A 15,839-nucleotide genomic window follows, 5' to 3' on the forward strand; every position below is an offset into this window, starting at 1 on the left:
ACAAAGGCGCGAATCTTATCTGGCGTGTGCGTGGTGCTTGCCCCTAGTGATAGACTGCATCTAGTGCTATTTCGTCGCGCTAGCTTTGCGACATCGTGGCTGGTTCTCTTCACGATGCTCTGGACAACTGCGATCGGGTTCTGGGGAAGCTTCTTTCTCAGCCCGATAGCTTTGTCGCCTCCGGTCGCGGCAGTGCATACTCACACTCCCGCAGACGAAGAAGCCGAGCATAAGCGGCTCTGTCACTGTATCAACTGCCCTGGCGGAAAGCTCTGCTGTTGTCTCAAGATGACCAGCGCCGCAGAGCACTTGGTGATGCGCTCCAGCTGTGACCAAGGTGCCCCCGTCTCCCCCCCAACCCTCGGTGTCGCACTAGCCCCCGTCGTGGTTATCGTTTCGTTCACTCAGCCTCTGCTCCTCGCCCTGCAGGCAGCTCCCGTCGCGTCGTTTTCCCTGCCGACCCGTACCCCCGCTCCTTTAGCGCCTCCTCCGCAAGCTCTTTCCTGAATCCACAACTCGTTATTGGCTTCACCAAGCACTCTTTTGGGTGCTATTTGGTGCTTTACTTCAGGAAAGTGACTATTTTCTATGCGCACACGCGCTGCTTTTACGCTTATCGAACTACTCGTCGTCATCGCCATTATCGCGATACTTGCTGCGATTCTCTTCCCAGTCTTTGCACAAGCTCGGGAGAAGGCTCGCCAGACCTCCTGCCTCTCTAATGGTCGCCAGATCGGGACGGCATTTCTCATGTACACACAGGACTACGATGAGAACCTGCCCTTGACCACCTTCCCGCTGCCCACCAATAGCTGGACGGATACGGTTCAAGCCTATATCAAGAACCGGCAGATCTACCGCTGCCCCTCGGATGACAGCGACAACTGGAGTGCCGCCACCAACTCGCGCCGCTCGTCGTACTTTCTCAGCGCCTACATGGCGGGCTCGTCGCAGTACGGAAATCTCGCGGCCATCAATGCCCCGGGCAGCGTGATCTATGTCGCCGAGAGCGCGAAAAACATCAACCGGGATCACTTCCATCCCTTCAACTGGAATGGCAACCTAGAGACCCCGACGCCTAACCCGCTCTACTCGGCGTTTATGAACTCCATCACGTGGAGCGCCCCAAATCAGGAGACGGTTGAGCTTGCCTTGCGTCGCCATAGCGATGGTAGCAACTTTGTCTATCTGGATGGCCACGCCAAGTGGAGCAAGTGGAGCCAGGTCTGGTTCCAGCGCCCCACCCAAGGCATCTGGCAAGGCAACTTCGATCCCCGTCAGCCCTAGCAAAACAGAAAGAAAAACAATGCAAGAGAAAGATAAAACGCCCATGATCTCGGACTTGGGAGGCTCAGCATGGCCTTTTTACTAAGTAAGCAGAAACCTCAGATTCAGCCACCAAAGCGCCTTAGCCAGCCAGGCTTTCAGGCGGGAATCTTCGACGTAGGGGCGTGTCTGGTCTCGGGACAGCCTAGTGCGGTGGCCTTTCGCAAGCTGGCACAAGAAGGGGTTAAGACGGTTATCTGCGTCCGCACGCAGCCAGAGCTTGACGACCGAGCGCAGGTTCCCTTTGATGAGGCGGCACTCCTCAAGGAGCTGGGGGTCCGGTTTGTGCACATCCCACTCGATAGCTACACCCCAGCAGCAGTGGCGAAGTTCGCAGAGACGCTGGAGACAGCCGAGGGGCGGGTGCTACTCCACTGCACGATTGCTTGGCGGGCATCGTATGTCTGGATGAGCTATCTTATCAACCACCGTGGTGTCTCCGTGGACGAGGCATGGAAGGCGGGAACCCAGATGAACGCCACACCAGACCGGGTCGCGGCGCTTTTGGATGTCCCTATTTCCTATACGAAGAGCCGCACCAAGCCGGGGACACGTAAGCCGCTCCAGGGACGGCTCTCCAAGCCGGGGGCGAAGCGCACACTCATGGCTCCAAAACTTGTCACGCCTCCTAGCGATGACTTCATGGCCTATGCGCTCTGGGACATGGGGGATCTCCTCAATGCCGCTCAGCCCGATGAAAAAGCTCTCCGTGCGCTAGCAAGCCAAGGAGTGAAGACCGTCATCAACCTGAGAACAACTCAGGAGATGGCACAGGTGAAGCGGCGCGGTTTCGATGAAGAGGCGGTAGCAAAGGAGCTGGGGCTGAGCTATATCTCTGTCCCCATCCAAGCCGCCGCAGACTTTACGCCCGCCAACCTGGAGCGGGTAGCACAGGCGCTGGAGGGAGCCCAAGGGAGGGTCTTGCTCCACTGCCAGAGCGCAGTGCGATCCACACAGGTGCTTACCGCCTACTTGGTCAAGTACCAGGGCGTTCCTGTGGAGAAAGCCTACCAAGTCGGTGAGTCCATGCGTTGGGTGACGATCTTCCCGGAGCTACTCGGGGCAGAGCTTGCCTATCGTATTTTACGAAAGAAAGAACAACGATGAAAATTAACAACCTCTCCCGCGCACTAGTCGCGGCTTGCTCGCTCGCTCTGACTGCTCCCGTTTTTGCGCAGTCCTCCAAGCCTTCGCCTAAAGTTGCGGGTAAGCGCGATGCCTGCGCCGTGGCGATGACTCTCACCCTAAAAGGCCTGCACTGCGAAGGCTGTGAGATGACCGTTAAGGAAAGCCTCTCGGCAATCAAGGGAGTCGAGGAGGTAAGTGTCAGTGCAAAAAAGCAGCAGGCCGTGGTCTGGGTCTGCCCGGATAAAAATGTCAAGCAGGACACGCTCAAGGCTGCTGTCAAGAAAGCGGGCTACAACGTGGTGAAGATAGAAAAGGGCGAGCCAAAACCGGAGAAAAAATCGTAAGAGAGTAGCGCTTCCCCCTGCCTTCACCCGATGACAGGGGGAAGCATCCAATATCTAAGAGAAAATAGATGTCTATGCAAGCGTTTTCTTGGGACTACTGGTACGTCTTCCCCTACGCGATCTTTGTCGCGATCGTGGCAAACGCCTCGGGATTCTCGGGAGCCGTACTCTTTCAGCCCTTCTTTAACTTCGTCCTCAAGCTTCCTATTGCAAACTCCATCGCCACAGGAGTCGCCACCGAGACTATTGGCATGTCAAGCGGCGCAGCCCGCTACTTCGGGATGAAGAAGATTGATGTGGCGGCGGTGAAGACGCTCCTTCCTGCCACACTACTTGGCGTGGGCCTCGGCCTCTATCTCTTTGTGAAGGTAGATCGCAATATCTTGCGGCTGCTCGTTGGGCTGGTTGTTGGAGGCATTGCCTTTTACCAGTTCTGGCGGGTGGGCAAGGGGCTCTTTGGCGAGCGTGAGAGTGCCGATTTGGGACGTCTGGGAAAGCGCCGCTGGGTGAGTATCTTTGCGGGGCTCTTCTCTGCCTGCACAGGGACGGGAGTCGCGGAGATGAGCCAGCCCCTGCTGGAGCAACAGGGCGAGCTGGCGACTAAGCGTGCCAATGCCACCGCGATCTTCCTGGAGGCTCTAGCGGATTGGACGATTACCATCGTGAACCTAAAGCTTGGCAATATTCGCCCCGAAATCCTCATCTTTAGCGCCTCAGGTGTACTGATTGGCGGTCAGATTGGCGCTGCCCTCTCTCCCTACCTCCCCGACCGTATTCTCAAGAGCATCTTCGCCGTGGCAATTCTCTTTATTGGTGGTGTCTACGTGGTCACGGCGCTACAAAAGCTTCTAGGGCACTGACTAAACGACTTCTGCCAGTTTATATCCGGAGAGAAACGCTCCTTCGACTCGTCCACCTTCACACCAGTCGCCGCAGGCTCCGAGCTGGCGGGCGCTGTCCCAGAAAAACGGCTGACCGAGCGCAGTAATGGGCTTGGCATAGCGCCAGCGATGGGCTTGGCACTGGGTGATCGCCAGCGGCCCCAGCAGGTTCTCTAGCTCCGTACGAAGCGCGGCTTCCACGGTTGCCTGGCTCTCTTCCAGATGCGCAAGAGTCCAGCGTGCATGGGCATGGGCCACCAAGACGGGTGGAGCGCCTGGCTCACGCTTGGTGTGATCCCGTGCGACCCAAGAGAAAACGGGATGGTCTGTCAGCTCCAGCGCGGGCCAGTCTACCGGAATATCTGCCTCTAAAAGCGCCATAAACGCCCAGCACGGCTCCAGGGTAGCGGTCGCGATTTGCTCTGCGGCTTCGGGCAGGAGCAGATCTGTCGCAAGAGTAAGAAGCTGAACGGGGGGGACATTTAAGATCAGGGTCGTTCCCACAAAGGCACGTCCATCTTTTGCCGTCGCCACGTAGCCGACATCTTCCCACTCTAGCCCCTGCACCTCGGCCTCGGTGACAATATCCAGCCCCTGTGCCAGGAACTTCGGCAGGGCGCTGATTCCCTCGGGGCAAGCGTAGCGCGGGTGGCCCTCGGGGCGGGTGTGGATCGCACCGTCGCGCCACTCCGGGAGGGAGCGGTACCACTCGCGCACCCAGCCCGATGCCAAGCCTTCCTCCACAATCGCCTGAAACTCGGGGGAGCGTGTCGTAAAGAACTGCGCGCCGTGGTCTACTCGCGCCGCTCCAAAGCGCCGGGTCGCCGCCCGACCACCGACACCGCGTCCTTTGTCAAGCACCCGCACACTCGCCCCTTGTGCCTGCACCTGCCGCGCAAAGGCTAGCCCTGCCAGCCCTGCTCCGATCACCAGAAAGTCTGTTACATCACTCACGGGAGAGTTATACCCTAATCGCTGTCTGAGACAGCTAAAACAACTAAGGAAATCACAAGTGTCTCATACTAGCTTTTAAATATCTTTTATATCCTAAACGAGTCATCTCTCCTATAGATATAACATAAGGAAGAGATTTCCCCAGACTAAAATCCACTTTAAATATTAAATTATTCCTTCTTCCCCATGATTCCGGCATACCATTTATAATTAACGATGTTAAATATTTAAATAAATTTACGGATATATAATTAGTAACTGCACACTGTAGAGATGAAGATAAGACACTTAAAGCAAATCCATTATCTGAATTTTTTAATTCTTTATCAAGAATCGCTTTAACAACATGATTTCGACTAACATAGGGAAGTTGTTCTTTCACAATGAACGGAGTAACATTTCTTAAATCATTTATATAGTCTCCTGTATGAATTACCTTTTTACGCAAAATCACTATATTATTATCTCTCACTTTAACTTCACAATCTAAATATCTCGCTATTGCATAAATAGCATCTATTTTATTTTTTGCATTGTATATGATAATATTTTTGTTTTTCCAATCCGCAGGGTATATCACTTCCTTCCCGGACGTATTACGAATAGATTTCATTGCATCGATTACAGAATTGTCTATAAAAGAATAATCCAGATTAAAATTACTATTTCCTGATTCTATTTCTCTCTTACGCATAATCTTAACTTTATTTATATATTTTAAAAAAATAGATTCTTTGTTTTTAACTACCTTAAGCTCTGAATTTTTACTTAACAGCCATAACACAGATTTACACTCTGTATAAACACTTCCAAAATATGTATACAGAAGAATTTTATCAAATCTGTCTTTCGATTCGCCATTCATATCTTTATATGAAATACCATTATTAAAAACCTTCTGTTTTTCATTGATATTTAAAGAATTAATGAAATCAGAAACAAAATATATACTGCCAACCTTTTTTGAATCATTCTTAAGATTTGGGATTATCTGTAAAATTTGTTCACAATAATATTTAATATCTTCAGGATTTATATTTATTAATCGAGTACAATTTATATTCTTCTTAGTGTTCCATTCCATAAATGTATTCATAGCAGATGATGTATTTATGTCATTCAATATAATAGAATTTTCATTTTGCTTTACAATCTTAAAGTTTCGTTTTCGGCAAAAACCCATAATTTCATCACTTAAATTATTATTTTTATTAGACAAGCCATAAATTTCATTTCCCAATTGAATTATCATTCTATTTGTCTTTTTTGACAATTCACTTAGTTCATTATTATCATTCATTCATAGCACCTTATTATCACTCATTCATTGCAGCTTGATATTACGTATGCCTCTCGTTATAAATATTTTTAATCATAATAAGAGACATACAAATCCAAATATTTTACACGCTAGCCAATGTATCAAATTCAACTTTCCATGTTGCGTACGCTGCTGCTGAGTATGCATCATAAGGATAAGGAGTAAATCCACCACCACTCGCTTGTGTTTCCCATTCAAAAACAGCAATACCACTATTTTCTTCTGTTTCAAAGACATTTGTATGACTATAATGATCGTCACCTGGCGATGCTCCATCAAAAAGCACACCAGCACCTGCATATCCCGAAGAAGATGAGCTCCAATGCTTTGTCCAATTGACTTGAAAAGCTCCTGTGTTCCCAGGAATCGTACCATGCTGAGTTGCATTGGGATCCCACTCAAATTCAGCATGACCACGAGCCCTTGCAATCATACTTATCCCAGCAGGTTGTCCATTAGCAAGACTACCATGTGTTTTAATAGCAGTTCCATTTTGCCAATAGTCTGCGGTTGATGGATCTTCTACAAGCCGTGTAAAAGGAGTAGCTACTTCCTCGGTATCGCTTGATCCATACACTCCCCAATCAATTGTTATTTGATCAGTACTCGCATTTCCTACTGGTTCGCCTGAATAACAAATATGTTGACTTTCAACTTCTATGACAGAACTTACGACCCAGTTTCCTGCCTGAGCAGGAGTTGTCACTATCGCAGTCAAACAAGCAAGCAATACTACAAATAAATACTTTTTCATGTAAGTTTTCGTTTTTCTAGATTGGGCTATTCGCCCGAAGATTGGGCTATTCGCCCGAAGATTGGGCTATTCACCCAGCTGACTGTTCTACAACCCCAAATTTACGTGGTCAGGATGAGAACACAATTGTCCTCGAATGAGTAAAGTCTAACATAGGCAAATAAATTTGTCAAGTAATAAAAAATAATTATTTCCCCAGCATCTCGCGGGGTGGCTCTCGGGTCGGGTGTGGATCGCGCCGTTGCGCCACTCTGCGAGGGAGCGTTACCACTCATGTACCCAGTTACTTTTCAGACCTTTGTCCACGATGACTTGAAATCCTGGTGGCAAGATAATTTTCCGACCAGGATTTCCGGCTTCAAGAGAAAGCACACACCCGAGAGGGCGACCAGCTGGCTGCACGGGGTTCGTGGATGCGATCGCGAACCTCTCGCTCCTCGGCGAGCGCGACACCACATTTGTTCTAGTCTCCTGTGCGCCGCTTGCCAAGCTCGATGCCTGAAAGCAAAAGCATGGCTGGAGCTAAGCGTCTTCTTCCGGCTCGGCGACGATGTTTTCCATACCTATGCCCTCTTGGATGTCACGCCCTACGATCGGCAAGAGGACTCCCACGCAGGCTGGCCCCAAAAGCCCACCTACGGGTAGATGCTACCGTAGCTCGATACTGTCACCATAGGCGGGGACGTTTACGTTCCAGCCGAAGCGCTCTTTGATGTGCCCTTGCATGGCCAGGGCCGCTTCGGGCTCGCCGTGGGTGATGTAGACCTGGCGCGGGGCGACTTTTGCCAGCGGCTCTAGCCAGCCAAGAAGCTCGTTGTAGTCCGCATGGCCCGAGAAGCCCCCAATTTTCTTGATGCGGCAGCGCACCGGGAACCATTCTTTGTAGAGCTTGATCTCGGGCTCGCCCTCCAGAATACGGCGGCCTGTGGTTCCGGCGGCCTGAAAGCCCACAAAGCAGATCGTCGCCTCGGGGTTGGAGACAAGCTGGCGGGCGTGGTGGATGATGCGCCCGCCTGTCATCATGCCCCCGGCAGAGATAATCACACGGGCACCCGTCTCTTCGTTTAGACGGCGGGACTCCTCACGGCTCGACGAGAACCCCATGCTCTTGGTGCGGAGCGGGTTGCGCTTTCTCTGCGTGAGCTCACGGGTGTCATCATCGTGCTCCTCCGCCATACGGAGGTAGGCTTGCGTCGCTTCGGCGGCCATCGGGGAGTCGGCGCGGATGGGGACGATAGGAATCTCTCCGGCATCTTCCAGCTCCCGAATGTGGTAGAGAATGTCCTGGGTGCGGCCCACCGAGAACGCGGGAATCAGCACCGGAGCGTTGCGGGCGTGGGCATCGCGGATCACCTCAGCGAGCGCCACTCGCGGGTCTTCGTCCTCGTGGAGCCTATCGCCGTAGGTAGACTCCACCAGCACGTAGTCAGCAGGGTGCGGCGTCACCGGGTCGCGCAGAATGGGCTGGTTCCAGCGACCTATATCCCCCGAGAAGATAATGCTGCGTGTCTCCCCGTGTGCTCCCGCACCGCTTACCTCGACCCGGAGCGAGCGAGCGCCGAGCATGTGCCCCGCGGGCCACCACTGCACTCGAATATCGCTAGCAGCTTGAAAGCCCTCGGTGCCGCCTTTCTGGGGCCGAAAGAGCTTGAGGGTACGCCGGACATCGTTGCGGTCGTAGAGCGGAAGCGCGGGCTGGTGTTCCGTCAGGCCCTTTTTATTGCGCCAGTCGGCTTCTTCTTCCTGAAGCTCGGCGGAGTCCTCTAAGATAATCCTTGCCAGCTCGGCTGTGGCACGGGTGCAGTAGACCTCGCCCTTGAAGCCATTTTTCACCAGCGCGGGCAGATAGCCCACATGGTCGGTGTGCGCATGGGTCAGCACGACAGCATCAATGCTCGCCGGGTCGAAGGGCGGTGCCTGCCAGTTGCGATCGCGTAGCTCTTTTAAGCCCTGAAAGAGCCCACAGTCAATCAAGACTTTGCTGTTTTTCGTCTCGATGAGATACTTCGAGCCCGTAACCGTCCCCACGCCGCCCCAAAAGGTCAGCGTCGCGATCTGCGGGTTCTGCGTCTTTGCATGTTCAATTCGTGCCATGCTTGACAGTGTACCCCTTCCTAACGCAAGAGAGTGTCGGTGATGTACTCCTTGAGCTCTACTGCTCCGCCAGCTCCGAAGCTAGCACGGCGTCGATATTAGAGCACAGCGTCGGCAAAAAACACGAAACGACGACGTATTTTTTTATCCCTCGGGGCGGGCGACGCGGGCGATGATCTCTGGCTCGCGCTCCAGTAGCCACGGCTCAGTGAGGCGCAGCGAGAGAAAGTACAGACCGACCGTGTAGAGAAAGGCAAAGGGCACCGTGACCAAGAGCCAGGCATGCCCGATCCAGAAGTGCGGCACCAAGACAGCGGCTAGAACCGGCACGTAGAGCACCAGCGCCGCCAGGCTGATTCCCAGGCTCAGAAACGCATAGCCCACTCCTCCGCTATTGCTCTGCCGCGCCTTCAGCCCTTGCGTGTTGACGCGGTAGGGAATCATCACCGAGACCGCATTGCCCACCGCCGCCAGCAGCACCGAGGCACAGACCATCCAAGGCAGTAGCAACACCAGCATGTCGAGCCGCTTAAGCACCAGACAGAGCATCACCGTTGCCCCGACATTGAGCGGGAGAATCGCCGAGAGGTTTGCCAGGTTCTTGCCGATCAGCAGCTCCCGGCGACGTGTGGGAAAGGCAAAGAGAAGTGTGGCCGCGTTGGCTTCCGGGCCGAAGATATTGTAGGAGAGAATGCTCTGCTGAAAGAGCGTTAGGGACGTTGCCAGCCAGAGTGCAAGTGTCGTGCGGGCCTCGCTAAAGCCCAGCGCATCGCCGCCCTTGCCCCGGTTGAAGGACATAAACACCCCAAAGCCCAGCATGTAGATAAAGTTCATCGCCATGAGCCGGAAGTACGGGTCGCGGGTAAAGACACGCCACTCTTTCTGGAAGATCGCCCCGACGATACCTCCTCCCCCGGCCCCTCCTCCCAATCCGGGGAGGAGGGGAGAGAGGGGAGATTTCCCCTCCTCCCGGGGTCGGGAGGAGGGGCCGGGGGAGGAGGGATTAAGGGAGGAGGGCTTCGGGGCGGGGACGCCCACCGCATCGCCTTCGTAGGCTTTTCCTACCAGCCAGGCAGAGAGGGTGAACGTGGCAACGGTGACGAGCCCCAGCGCCCCGAGATAGGCAATCGCCAGCGGCCACATCCCCTTCATCCCTGCGCCCACGGCACGCGCCGCAAGCCCCGAGGGCAGGAAGCTCACGGCCTCCCACGGCGTGCTGGCCAGAAACGCCTTCCAGTCCACCTTGCCCGCGCCACGCCCGATACTCTGCATCCCAAGCTGCCATACCATCCAAAAAAGTGGGACGATAATCAAGGCCACATCGCGCCACTTTCGGCTCTGGAGAATCCCCTGAAGCGCCAGTGTCACCGCCTGGCTAGCCGCCAGGGTCTGGAACAGAAACAGTGGCATCGCCGCTGCAGCGACCAGTGCGCCCGCCACACCATGAAACGCCGCCCCCACGATCACCGCGATCAGCGTCGGCAGTAAGAGGATTGTCGTCAGGTCCAGCAGGCACCCGGCAATCGCGCCGAGAAAGAGCTTGCGCACCGGCACTGGGTAGACAAAGAGCCGCGTGATATCTTGCGCTTCGTTGAGCTGAAAGCCTAGGAGCGGCCCAACCGTCCAGATGCCTGCCACGAAAAGAAGCGCCGCACGGAGCGTGTGCTCACCTAAGTTGAGATTGAGTTTAAAGAGCCCATAGCCCAGTGCGCCTGCCAGCGCCAAGGCATACGGCCCAAGAAAAACCAAACCGATAATGGAGCCAATCAGCGTGCTACGGCTACGGGTAAAGCCGCGCTGGGTAAGCTTCCAGCGCAGCCACATCAGCTGCCTTAGAGCCATGCGTCCGCCCCCCTAGCCCCCGCCGAGCGGGGGAAAGAAATCAGAGCCACTTTAGGCTCTCTGTGTTGGTGGCTTCGGCGGAGACGAGCTTGAGGAAGACATCCTCCAGAGCGCCATCTTCCCCGGCTTGCTCGCGCAGCTCCGCAATCGTGCCCTGCCCGACCAGCTTTCCTTTTTGAATAATCGCGATCCGAGTGCAGAGCCGCTCGACCACTTCCATCACGTGTGAGGTAAAAAAGATTGTCGTGCCGTGATCCGTGAGAGCTTTTAAGACATCGCGGATCGCACGCACGGAGATGGGGTCAATGCCATTAAAGGGCTCATCGAGAAAGAGCACACGGGGCCGGTGGATCAGCGCCGCCGCCAGCGCGACTTTCTTCTTCATGCCCATCGAGTAGTCCACGATCAGCTTGTCGGCATCGCTGGTAAGCTCCATCACGCCCAGCAGATCCTGGGTGCGCTCCTGGGTCTCGGTGCGGCTCAGGCCATACATCTGACCGGCAAAGAGCAGCATCTCACGGGCCGTGAGGCGCTCGTAGAGGCTGGTTTCCTCGGGGAGAATCCCGATCACGCGCTTGACGTCGAGCGGCTGGCTCGCCATGTCGTAGCCCGCCACGAGCATCTGGCCGCTGGTGGGCCGGAGCATTCCGGTGAGCATCTTAATGGTCGTGGATTTTCCCGCGCCATTGGGGCCCAGAAACCCGTAGAACTCTCCCTCGGCCACGTCCAAATCAATTCCGTCCACAGCGCGCTGCTTGCCGTAGTCTTTGACGAGGCCACGCGCTTGAATACTAAGCTGCATATCTCCTAGAGAGCCTCAGCAAAGGCAGTTGGTTGCAGGCGTTTTGCGTGCACCGGGTGGAGCGCATGCTTGCGAAAACCCTCTAGCTCGATACTGCCATCGTCGAAGATACGCAAAAGGCTGTAGCCATTGTTCTCGGGGCCAGTGCCCTCGACCATCGCCGCAAGTGTGAGATAGGGAATCCCATTGATCACAGTCTGCGCATTTCCATGGCTATGTCCCATGAAGACCGCACTCACTTTCTTGCTCTGCTCTAAAATACGTCGGACTTCTGGGGCGCTCTTAATGGTGTAGCGGTTTTCCGGAGGCGTGTCGAGGCGCTGGTGCACAAAAACAATCACCGGGCCTTTTGCCTTTTTCAGGTTCGCCTCGAGCCACATGCGCTGTGCGAGGGGAATCTCGGTGTCATGCCACTTAAACGGACCGTCTCCGTAGGCCACGCCATCGGCGCGGAAGCAGGCATCCAGAAAAATCAGATGGACGCCTTGGCGGCTGAGGGAGTAAAACGAGCGCTTCTTGCCTTTTTTGTGAACCGTGGCGAGAAACTCTTGCTTTTTGAGTGTCGCGACGCAGTGATTACCAAGAACATAGTGGCGCTCCGTGGCCATGCCTGCAAAGACCTCATCAATGCGCTTGAGAAACTCAAGCTCCGTGGCGGCATCGGCTTTCTCACCGGCATCAATCGTGTCGCCAAGACTGACAGCAAGCGCGACTTTCTTCTCACGCAGAGCCTTCGCGGCTTCGTCCAATTTGCTCAAAGACTCACGGTAGTAACGGTTGATCCGAGGCTTGGCATCGGCGTAGTGAATATCGGTAACCAGCCCTAGGGTAAGAAGCAGCTTTGGCGCATTCATGCGCATAGTTTACGCTATTTGCAATCCCTATGCGGCTTTTTTGCGTGATGCACTGCTTCGCGCCGTCGCAATTTTAGGCTGCTGGAGGGTTGGGGCTCCCGCCATCTGACGGAGCTTGCGTTCGGTCTTGTCCTGGTACATGCGCTGATCTGCTACCGAGAGCAGGCTCGCACAGTCCATTCCATCTTTGGGGAAGCACGCAGAGCCGATACTCACCCCTAGTCGCAGAGTGCCTAGCAAGGGATGCACCAGTCGGGTGTCGTAGGAGACAACCGCATCATGGATTCGCCGTGAGATCTCGTTGGCTTCGTCTTGTCCGGCATCCTCCACAATCACCAGAAACTCATCGCCGCCATAACGAGCGACCACATCGCGCGGGCCGACGGTCTCCCGGAGAATCTGTGCTAAGTCGCGCAGGACATCGTCGCCGCGTAGGTGGCCAAAGTTGTCGTTGACGGGCTTAAAGTGATCCAAGTCCATACAGAGCACCGAGAATCGGCGAGCCTCTTCGTCTTCTTCACAGCGCTTCTCCACATGCTGGGTCAAGAACCGCAGGTTGTAGAGCTCGGTGAGCGGGTCGGTGAAGGCATGGCTACGAGTTCGGTCGTAGAGCAGGCCGTTGTAGATCGCCATCGCAGCGCGCTCCGAGATCATCTCCAGTAAGTGCTGATCGTGCTGTGAGAAAGCCACGGCGTGCTGGTGGTAGAGATTGATGCTACCGAGCGCCTCTCCTTGGTGCACAATGGGGACGATCAGCGAGGAGTTGAGCGGGGCCCAAGGCACCTGCGTCGAGCTGGTGATCAGCAGGTCATCGTGGTCAAAGCCTCCCAGGTAGGTCGTCCGCTGCTCGACGGTCTTAAGCGTGAGGCTACGCGAGCCGCTGGTCTGACAGCCGAGAAAGTGCTCGCGGTTGGTTCCGACAGCCGCACGTGCGACCAGGGTGTCGGGGTTGCCTTCGGACTTGAGCAAGAAGAGACACGAGGTACCAGGCAGAATCGCCTCTAGCTTGCGCGCCAGAATGTCCAGAGTCTCGGTGATTCCCATGCTGGCCGAGAGGGTCTGTGCCACTTCGTAGAGCGCCCAGAGCTCCGACGAGGCACGGTGAATGTCTCGGGCAGCTTCATCGGCTTTGGTGGCGTAGATCGGTGTCTCTTTGCGGGGAACTAGTGGCCCCTGCCCCTCTTTGGCCATCTCCTGCACGACACCATCAATGACCTCCAGAAACGCCTGAGCGATCACGGGGTCAAAGTGCGTCCCTGCGTCTTTTTGGATCACATGGATCGCCTTCTCATGCGTCCAAGCATTACGGTAAGAGCGGTTCGAGGTCAGCGCATCGTAGACATCAGCGACCGCGAGAATGCGCGCCGTGAAGGGAATGTCCTCACCGGCCAGCCCTTCGGGGTAGCCGGTACCGTCCCACTTCTCATGGTGGTACTTCACCACCGGCAAGACGGGCCAGGGGAACTCCACCGGGTCAAGGATCGCAGCCCCGATCTCGGGGTGCTTCTTGATCTTGTCAAACTCATCTGCCGTTAGCTTGCCCGGCTTGAGCAAGACATACTCAGGCACGCCAAGCTTACCAATATCGTGCAGTAGTGCGCCTGTTCGCAGGCCTTCCATGTCGTTTTCGGAGAGCCCCAAGTGCTCCCCGACTGCCACGGAGTAGCGCTGGACACGTAGAATGTGCTGGTGGGTATACTGATCTTTCGCATCAATGGCGAGCGCAAGGCTCTTAATGGTCGCTAAATACAGCTCGGCAAGCTGCGCCTGGCTGGTCTGAAGCTCCTCAATATGCTCCTGCTTCTCCCGAGCCCGCGCGGTGTAGGTTTCGTAGACGGTGTAGGTCATGTAGCCGACAGGGGCCACAAAGACCACAATGGTCAGTGTTGCAACATGATTGCCCGTCAGCCCTAGCAAGAGAAGCGCTAGGCCACTGGCACTCGCTCCTGCCAGGTAGCTAGGCAGTGTCCAGAGGAAGTTCTCTTTCCAGAGGGCGACAATATTTTGTTTACTGGTGAGAGAAATAATCGTGGAAACGCCTCCGGTATTGACGGCGTAGTAGACAATCGCACCGATCAGAACCGCAGGCAGATGCGCCACCGTCACTTTCTCAGGAGACTCACCCCGCAGCCACCCCGAGACCCCCACATCACGCAAGAGGCTGAGAGCCAGGCCCGAAGCGGTTGCCTCCACTGCCGAGAGAGCCACGTTGAACATGCGCTGGTAGCTTGGTTGGCGAAAGCAGCCCACAAAGACATTGGCACAGGCAGCCAGCACCGCAGCGGGCGGCCCGAAGTGGAGCATCGTGGCGTAGATAATCGTGAAACCCAGGGACATTGCCCCCACATCATCGGTGGTACGGCTACGCGTCAGGCGAATCTTCTTTGGCCCCACCATGCCCGCAAGCACCACAAAAATCGTCAAGTGCCCCCAGTTGAACTGCGGGTTGGTGATATGGCACAGCTGCCACAAGGCAAGCGCAAGCAACACTCCACCAAGCGTATAGATAAGTTTAAGGTAGTTTTGTGCGATCGTAGGTAGTGTGTTCATCGAAGACAAGCAGGTTCTCTATCTCCGATTATCGGCAATTACACGCGCCGTCTTAATACCTGATTAAATGTCCTATACAGATCTGCCGCTGGTTGAAAACCAGCGTCTGCAGTGGCACTGCGTGCCGCGAAGCCCGTGCCGGGCTACCCAAACGTCCCATTTCATGGGGTGGAAATTGGATGCTGAAGCAAAGCCACAAATCCCCCTGCTCCATACCCCGCATCGGGCCAGAGCCGGTAGCAGGGGAAATCGGCGTGGGGAGAGCGGTGCGCGGCGTGCGTGGGGAGCTCTTGCGCCGTCAGCTCGGGGAAACGGGTCAGTAGCCAAGCCAGCACATCTTCATTTTCTTCCCGCGCATAGGTGCATGTGGAGTAGAGCAGAAAGCCGCCAGGAGCAAGTAGGCGCACGGACTCCGCCAGAATGCGCTTTTGACGGTTGGCGCAGGAGTTGACATTGATGGGATGAAACGCACCAGGATTGTCTTGCCCCCGTGCCAGGAGCGACTGCCCGGAGCACGGCGCGTCCACTAAGACCACACTCGCCAGCCCGGAAAGCTCCTCGGCAAGCTTGGACGGATCGGCACAACGCGTCTCGGCGGGAACTTTGCAGCGCTTCAGATTGCCCGTCAGCGGCCCGAGGCGCTTGCCGATCACCTCGTTGGCGATGAGGCGCTCGGGTGCGAGCGCACGATGCGCAAAGACCGTCTTGCCCCCCGGCGCGGCGCAGACATCCACCACCATGCCACCCGCGGAGAGGCCACAGAGCGCACTCGCCTCAAACACCGACGATAGATCCAAACAGTAGTAAGCACCTTCGTCGTGGAGGGCGTGGCGACCAGGACGCTCGCCTGTCGCGACAGCTTGCACAAACTCGGGCTGCCAGGAAGCGGGGGGCTTGCTCTCGAACGGACTCTCGGCACTGTCGTGCAGCCAAAGTACAGCAGGACAGGCACTCCTCCCCGCTTCCAGTGCTTCCAGAAACGCGTCGGG

General features: G+C 55.5%; 14 protein-coding genes. 5 read left to right on the forward strand and 9 right to left on the reverse strand.

Going from position 1 to position 15,839, the window contains the following annotated elements; translation table 11 throughout:
* From AC1XOS_RS10105 to AC1XOS_RS10125, 5 genes are all read left to right on the forward strand, one after another.
* Positions 1–507, forward strand: a 507-nt coding sequence (locus AC1XOS_RS10105) for a hypothetical protein (RefSeq protein WP_481962098.1), incomplete at its 5' end; no start/stop codon positions are given.
* An 81-nt stretch (positions 508–588) separates the two neighbouring features.
* On the forward strand, positions 589–1,287 hold the full coding sequence (locus AC1XOS_RS10110; RefSeq protein WP_481962099.1) for a prepilin-type N-terminal cleavage/methylation domain-containing protein: 699 nt from the start codon (positions 589–591) through the stop codon (positions 1,285–1,287).
* A 69-nt stretch (positions 1,288–1,356) separates the two neighbouring features.
* Positions 1,357–2,433 carry a protein tyrosine phosphatase family protein gene (locus tag AC1XOS_RS10115; protein WP_481962100.1) on the forward strand — a complete coding sequence of 359 codons (1,077 nt, stop codon included), beginning with the start codon at positions 1,357–1,359 and terminating at the stop codon, positions 2,431–2,433.
* Positions 2,430–2,798 (forward strand): heavy-metal-associated domain-containing protein, encoded by a 369-nt coding sequence (locus AC1XOS_RS10120; RefSeq protein WP_481962101.1) that lies wholly within the window; start codon positions 2,430–2,432, stop codon positions 2,796–2,798. The genes AC1XOS_RS10115 and AC1XOS_RS10120 overlap by 4 nt, the downstream gene beginning before the upstream one ends.
* A 74-nt stretch (positions 2,799–2,872) precedes the next feature.
* Entirely contained in the window at positions 2,873–3,658 is a 786-nt protein-coding gene (locus AC1XOS_RS10125; RefSeq protein ID WP_481962102.1) for a sulfite exporter TauE/SafE family protein, read from the forward strand.
* Here AC1XOS_RS10125 and AC1XOS_RS10130 read toward each other — a convergent pair whose 3' ends face one another.
* From AC1XOS_RS10130 to AC1XOS_RS10170, 9 genes are all read right to left on the reverse strand, one after another.
* Positions 3,659–4,633, reverse strand: a complete 975-nt coding sequence (locus tag AC1XOS_RS10130; protein WP_481962103.1) for an NAD(P)/FAD-dependent oxidoreductase — start codon at positions 4,631–4,633, stop codon at positions 3,659–3,661. It abuts the gene before it with no gap.
* A gap of 52 nt (positions 4,634–4,685) precedes the next feature.
* Complete coding sequence (locus AC1XOS_RS10135; protein WP_481962104.1) at positions 4,686–5,933, reverse strand: hypothetical protein; 1,248 nt, start codon at positions 5,931–5,933, stop codon at positions 4,686–4,688.
* A 103-nt stretch (positions 5,934–6,036) separates the two neighbouring features.
* Entirely contained in the window at positions 6,037–6,708 is a 672-nt protein-coding gene (locus AC1XOS_RS10140; RefSeq protein WP_481962105.1) for a hypothetical protein, read from the reverse strand.
* A 648-nt stretch (positions 6,709–7,356) separates the two neighbouring features.
* Complete coding sequence (locus AC1XOS_RS10145) at positions 7,357–8,802, reverse strand: MBL fold metallo-hydrolase RNA specificity domain-containing protein (protein ID WP_481962106.1); 1,446 nt, start codon at positions 8,800–8,802, stop codon at positions 7,357–7,359.
* Positions 8,803–8,946: 144 nt separating this feature from the next.
* Positions 8,947–10,644, reverse strand: coding sequence for a hypothetical protein (locus tag AC1XOS_RS10150; protein ID WP_481962107.1), 1,698 nt, complete (start codon positions 10,642–10,644; stop codon positions 8,947–8,949).
* 40 nt (positions 10,645–10,684) lie between these two features.
* Entirely contained in the window at positions 10,685–11,446 is a 762-nt protein-coding gene (locus AC1XOS_RS10155; protein ID WP_481962108.1) for an ABC transporter ATP-binding protein, read from the reverse strand.
* Between the two features lie 5 nt (positions 11,447–11,451).
* The gene (locus AC1XOS_RS10160; protein WP_481962109.1) at positions 11,452–12,300 is read right to left on the reverse strand and encodes a metallophosphoesterase family protein; all 849 of its coding nucleotides are present in this window, start codon (positions 12,298–12,300) and stop codon (positions 11,452–11,454) included.
* A gap of 27 nt (positions 12,301–12,327) precedes the next feature.
* Positions 12,328–14,850 carry a diguanylate cyclase gene (locus tag AC1XOS_RS10165; RefSeq protein WP_481962110.1) on the reverse strand — a complete coding sequence of 841 codons (2,523 nt, stop codon included), beginning with the start codon at positions 14,848–14,850 and terminating at the stop codon, positions 12,328–12,330.
* Positions 14,851–15,011: 161 nt separating this feature from the next.
* Positions 15,012–15,839, reverse strand: an 828-nt coding sequence (locus tag AC1XOS_RS10170; RefSeq protein ID WP_481962111.1) for an RsmB/NOP family class I SAM-dependent RNA methyltransferase, incomplete at its 5' end; no start/stop codon positions are given.

Source organism: Armatimonas sp. (assembly GCF_964826245.1).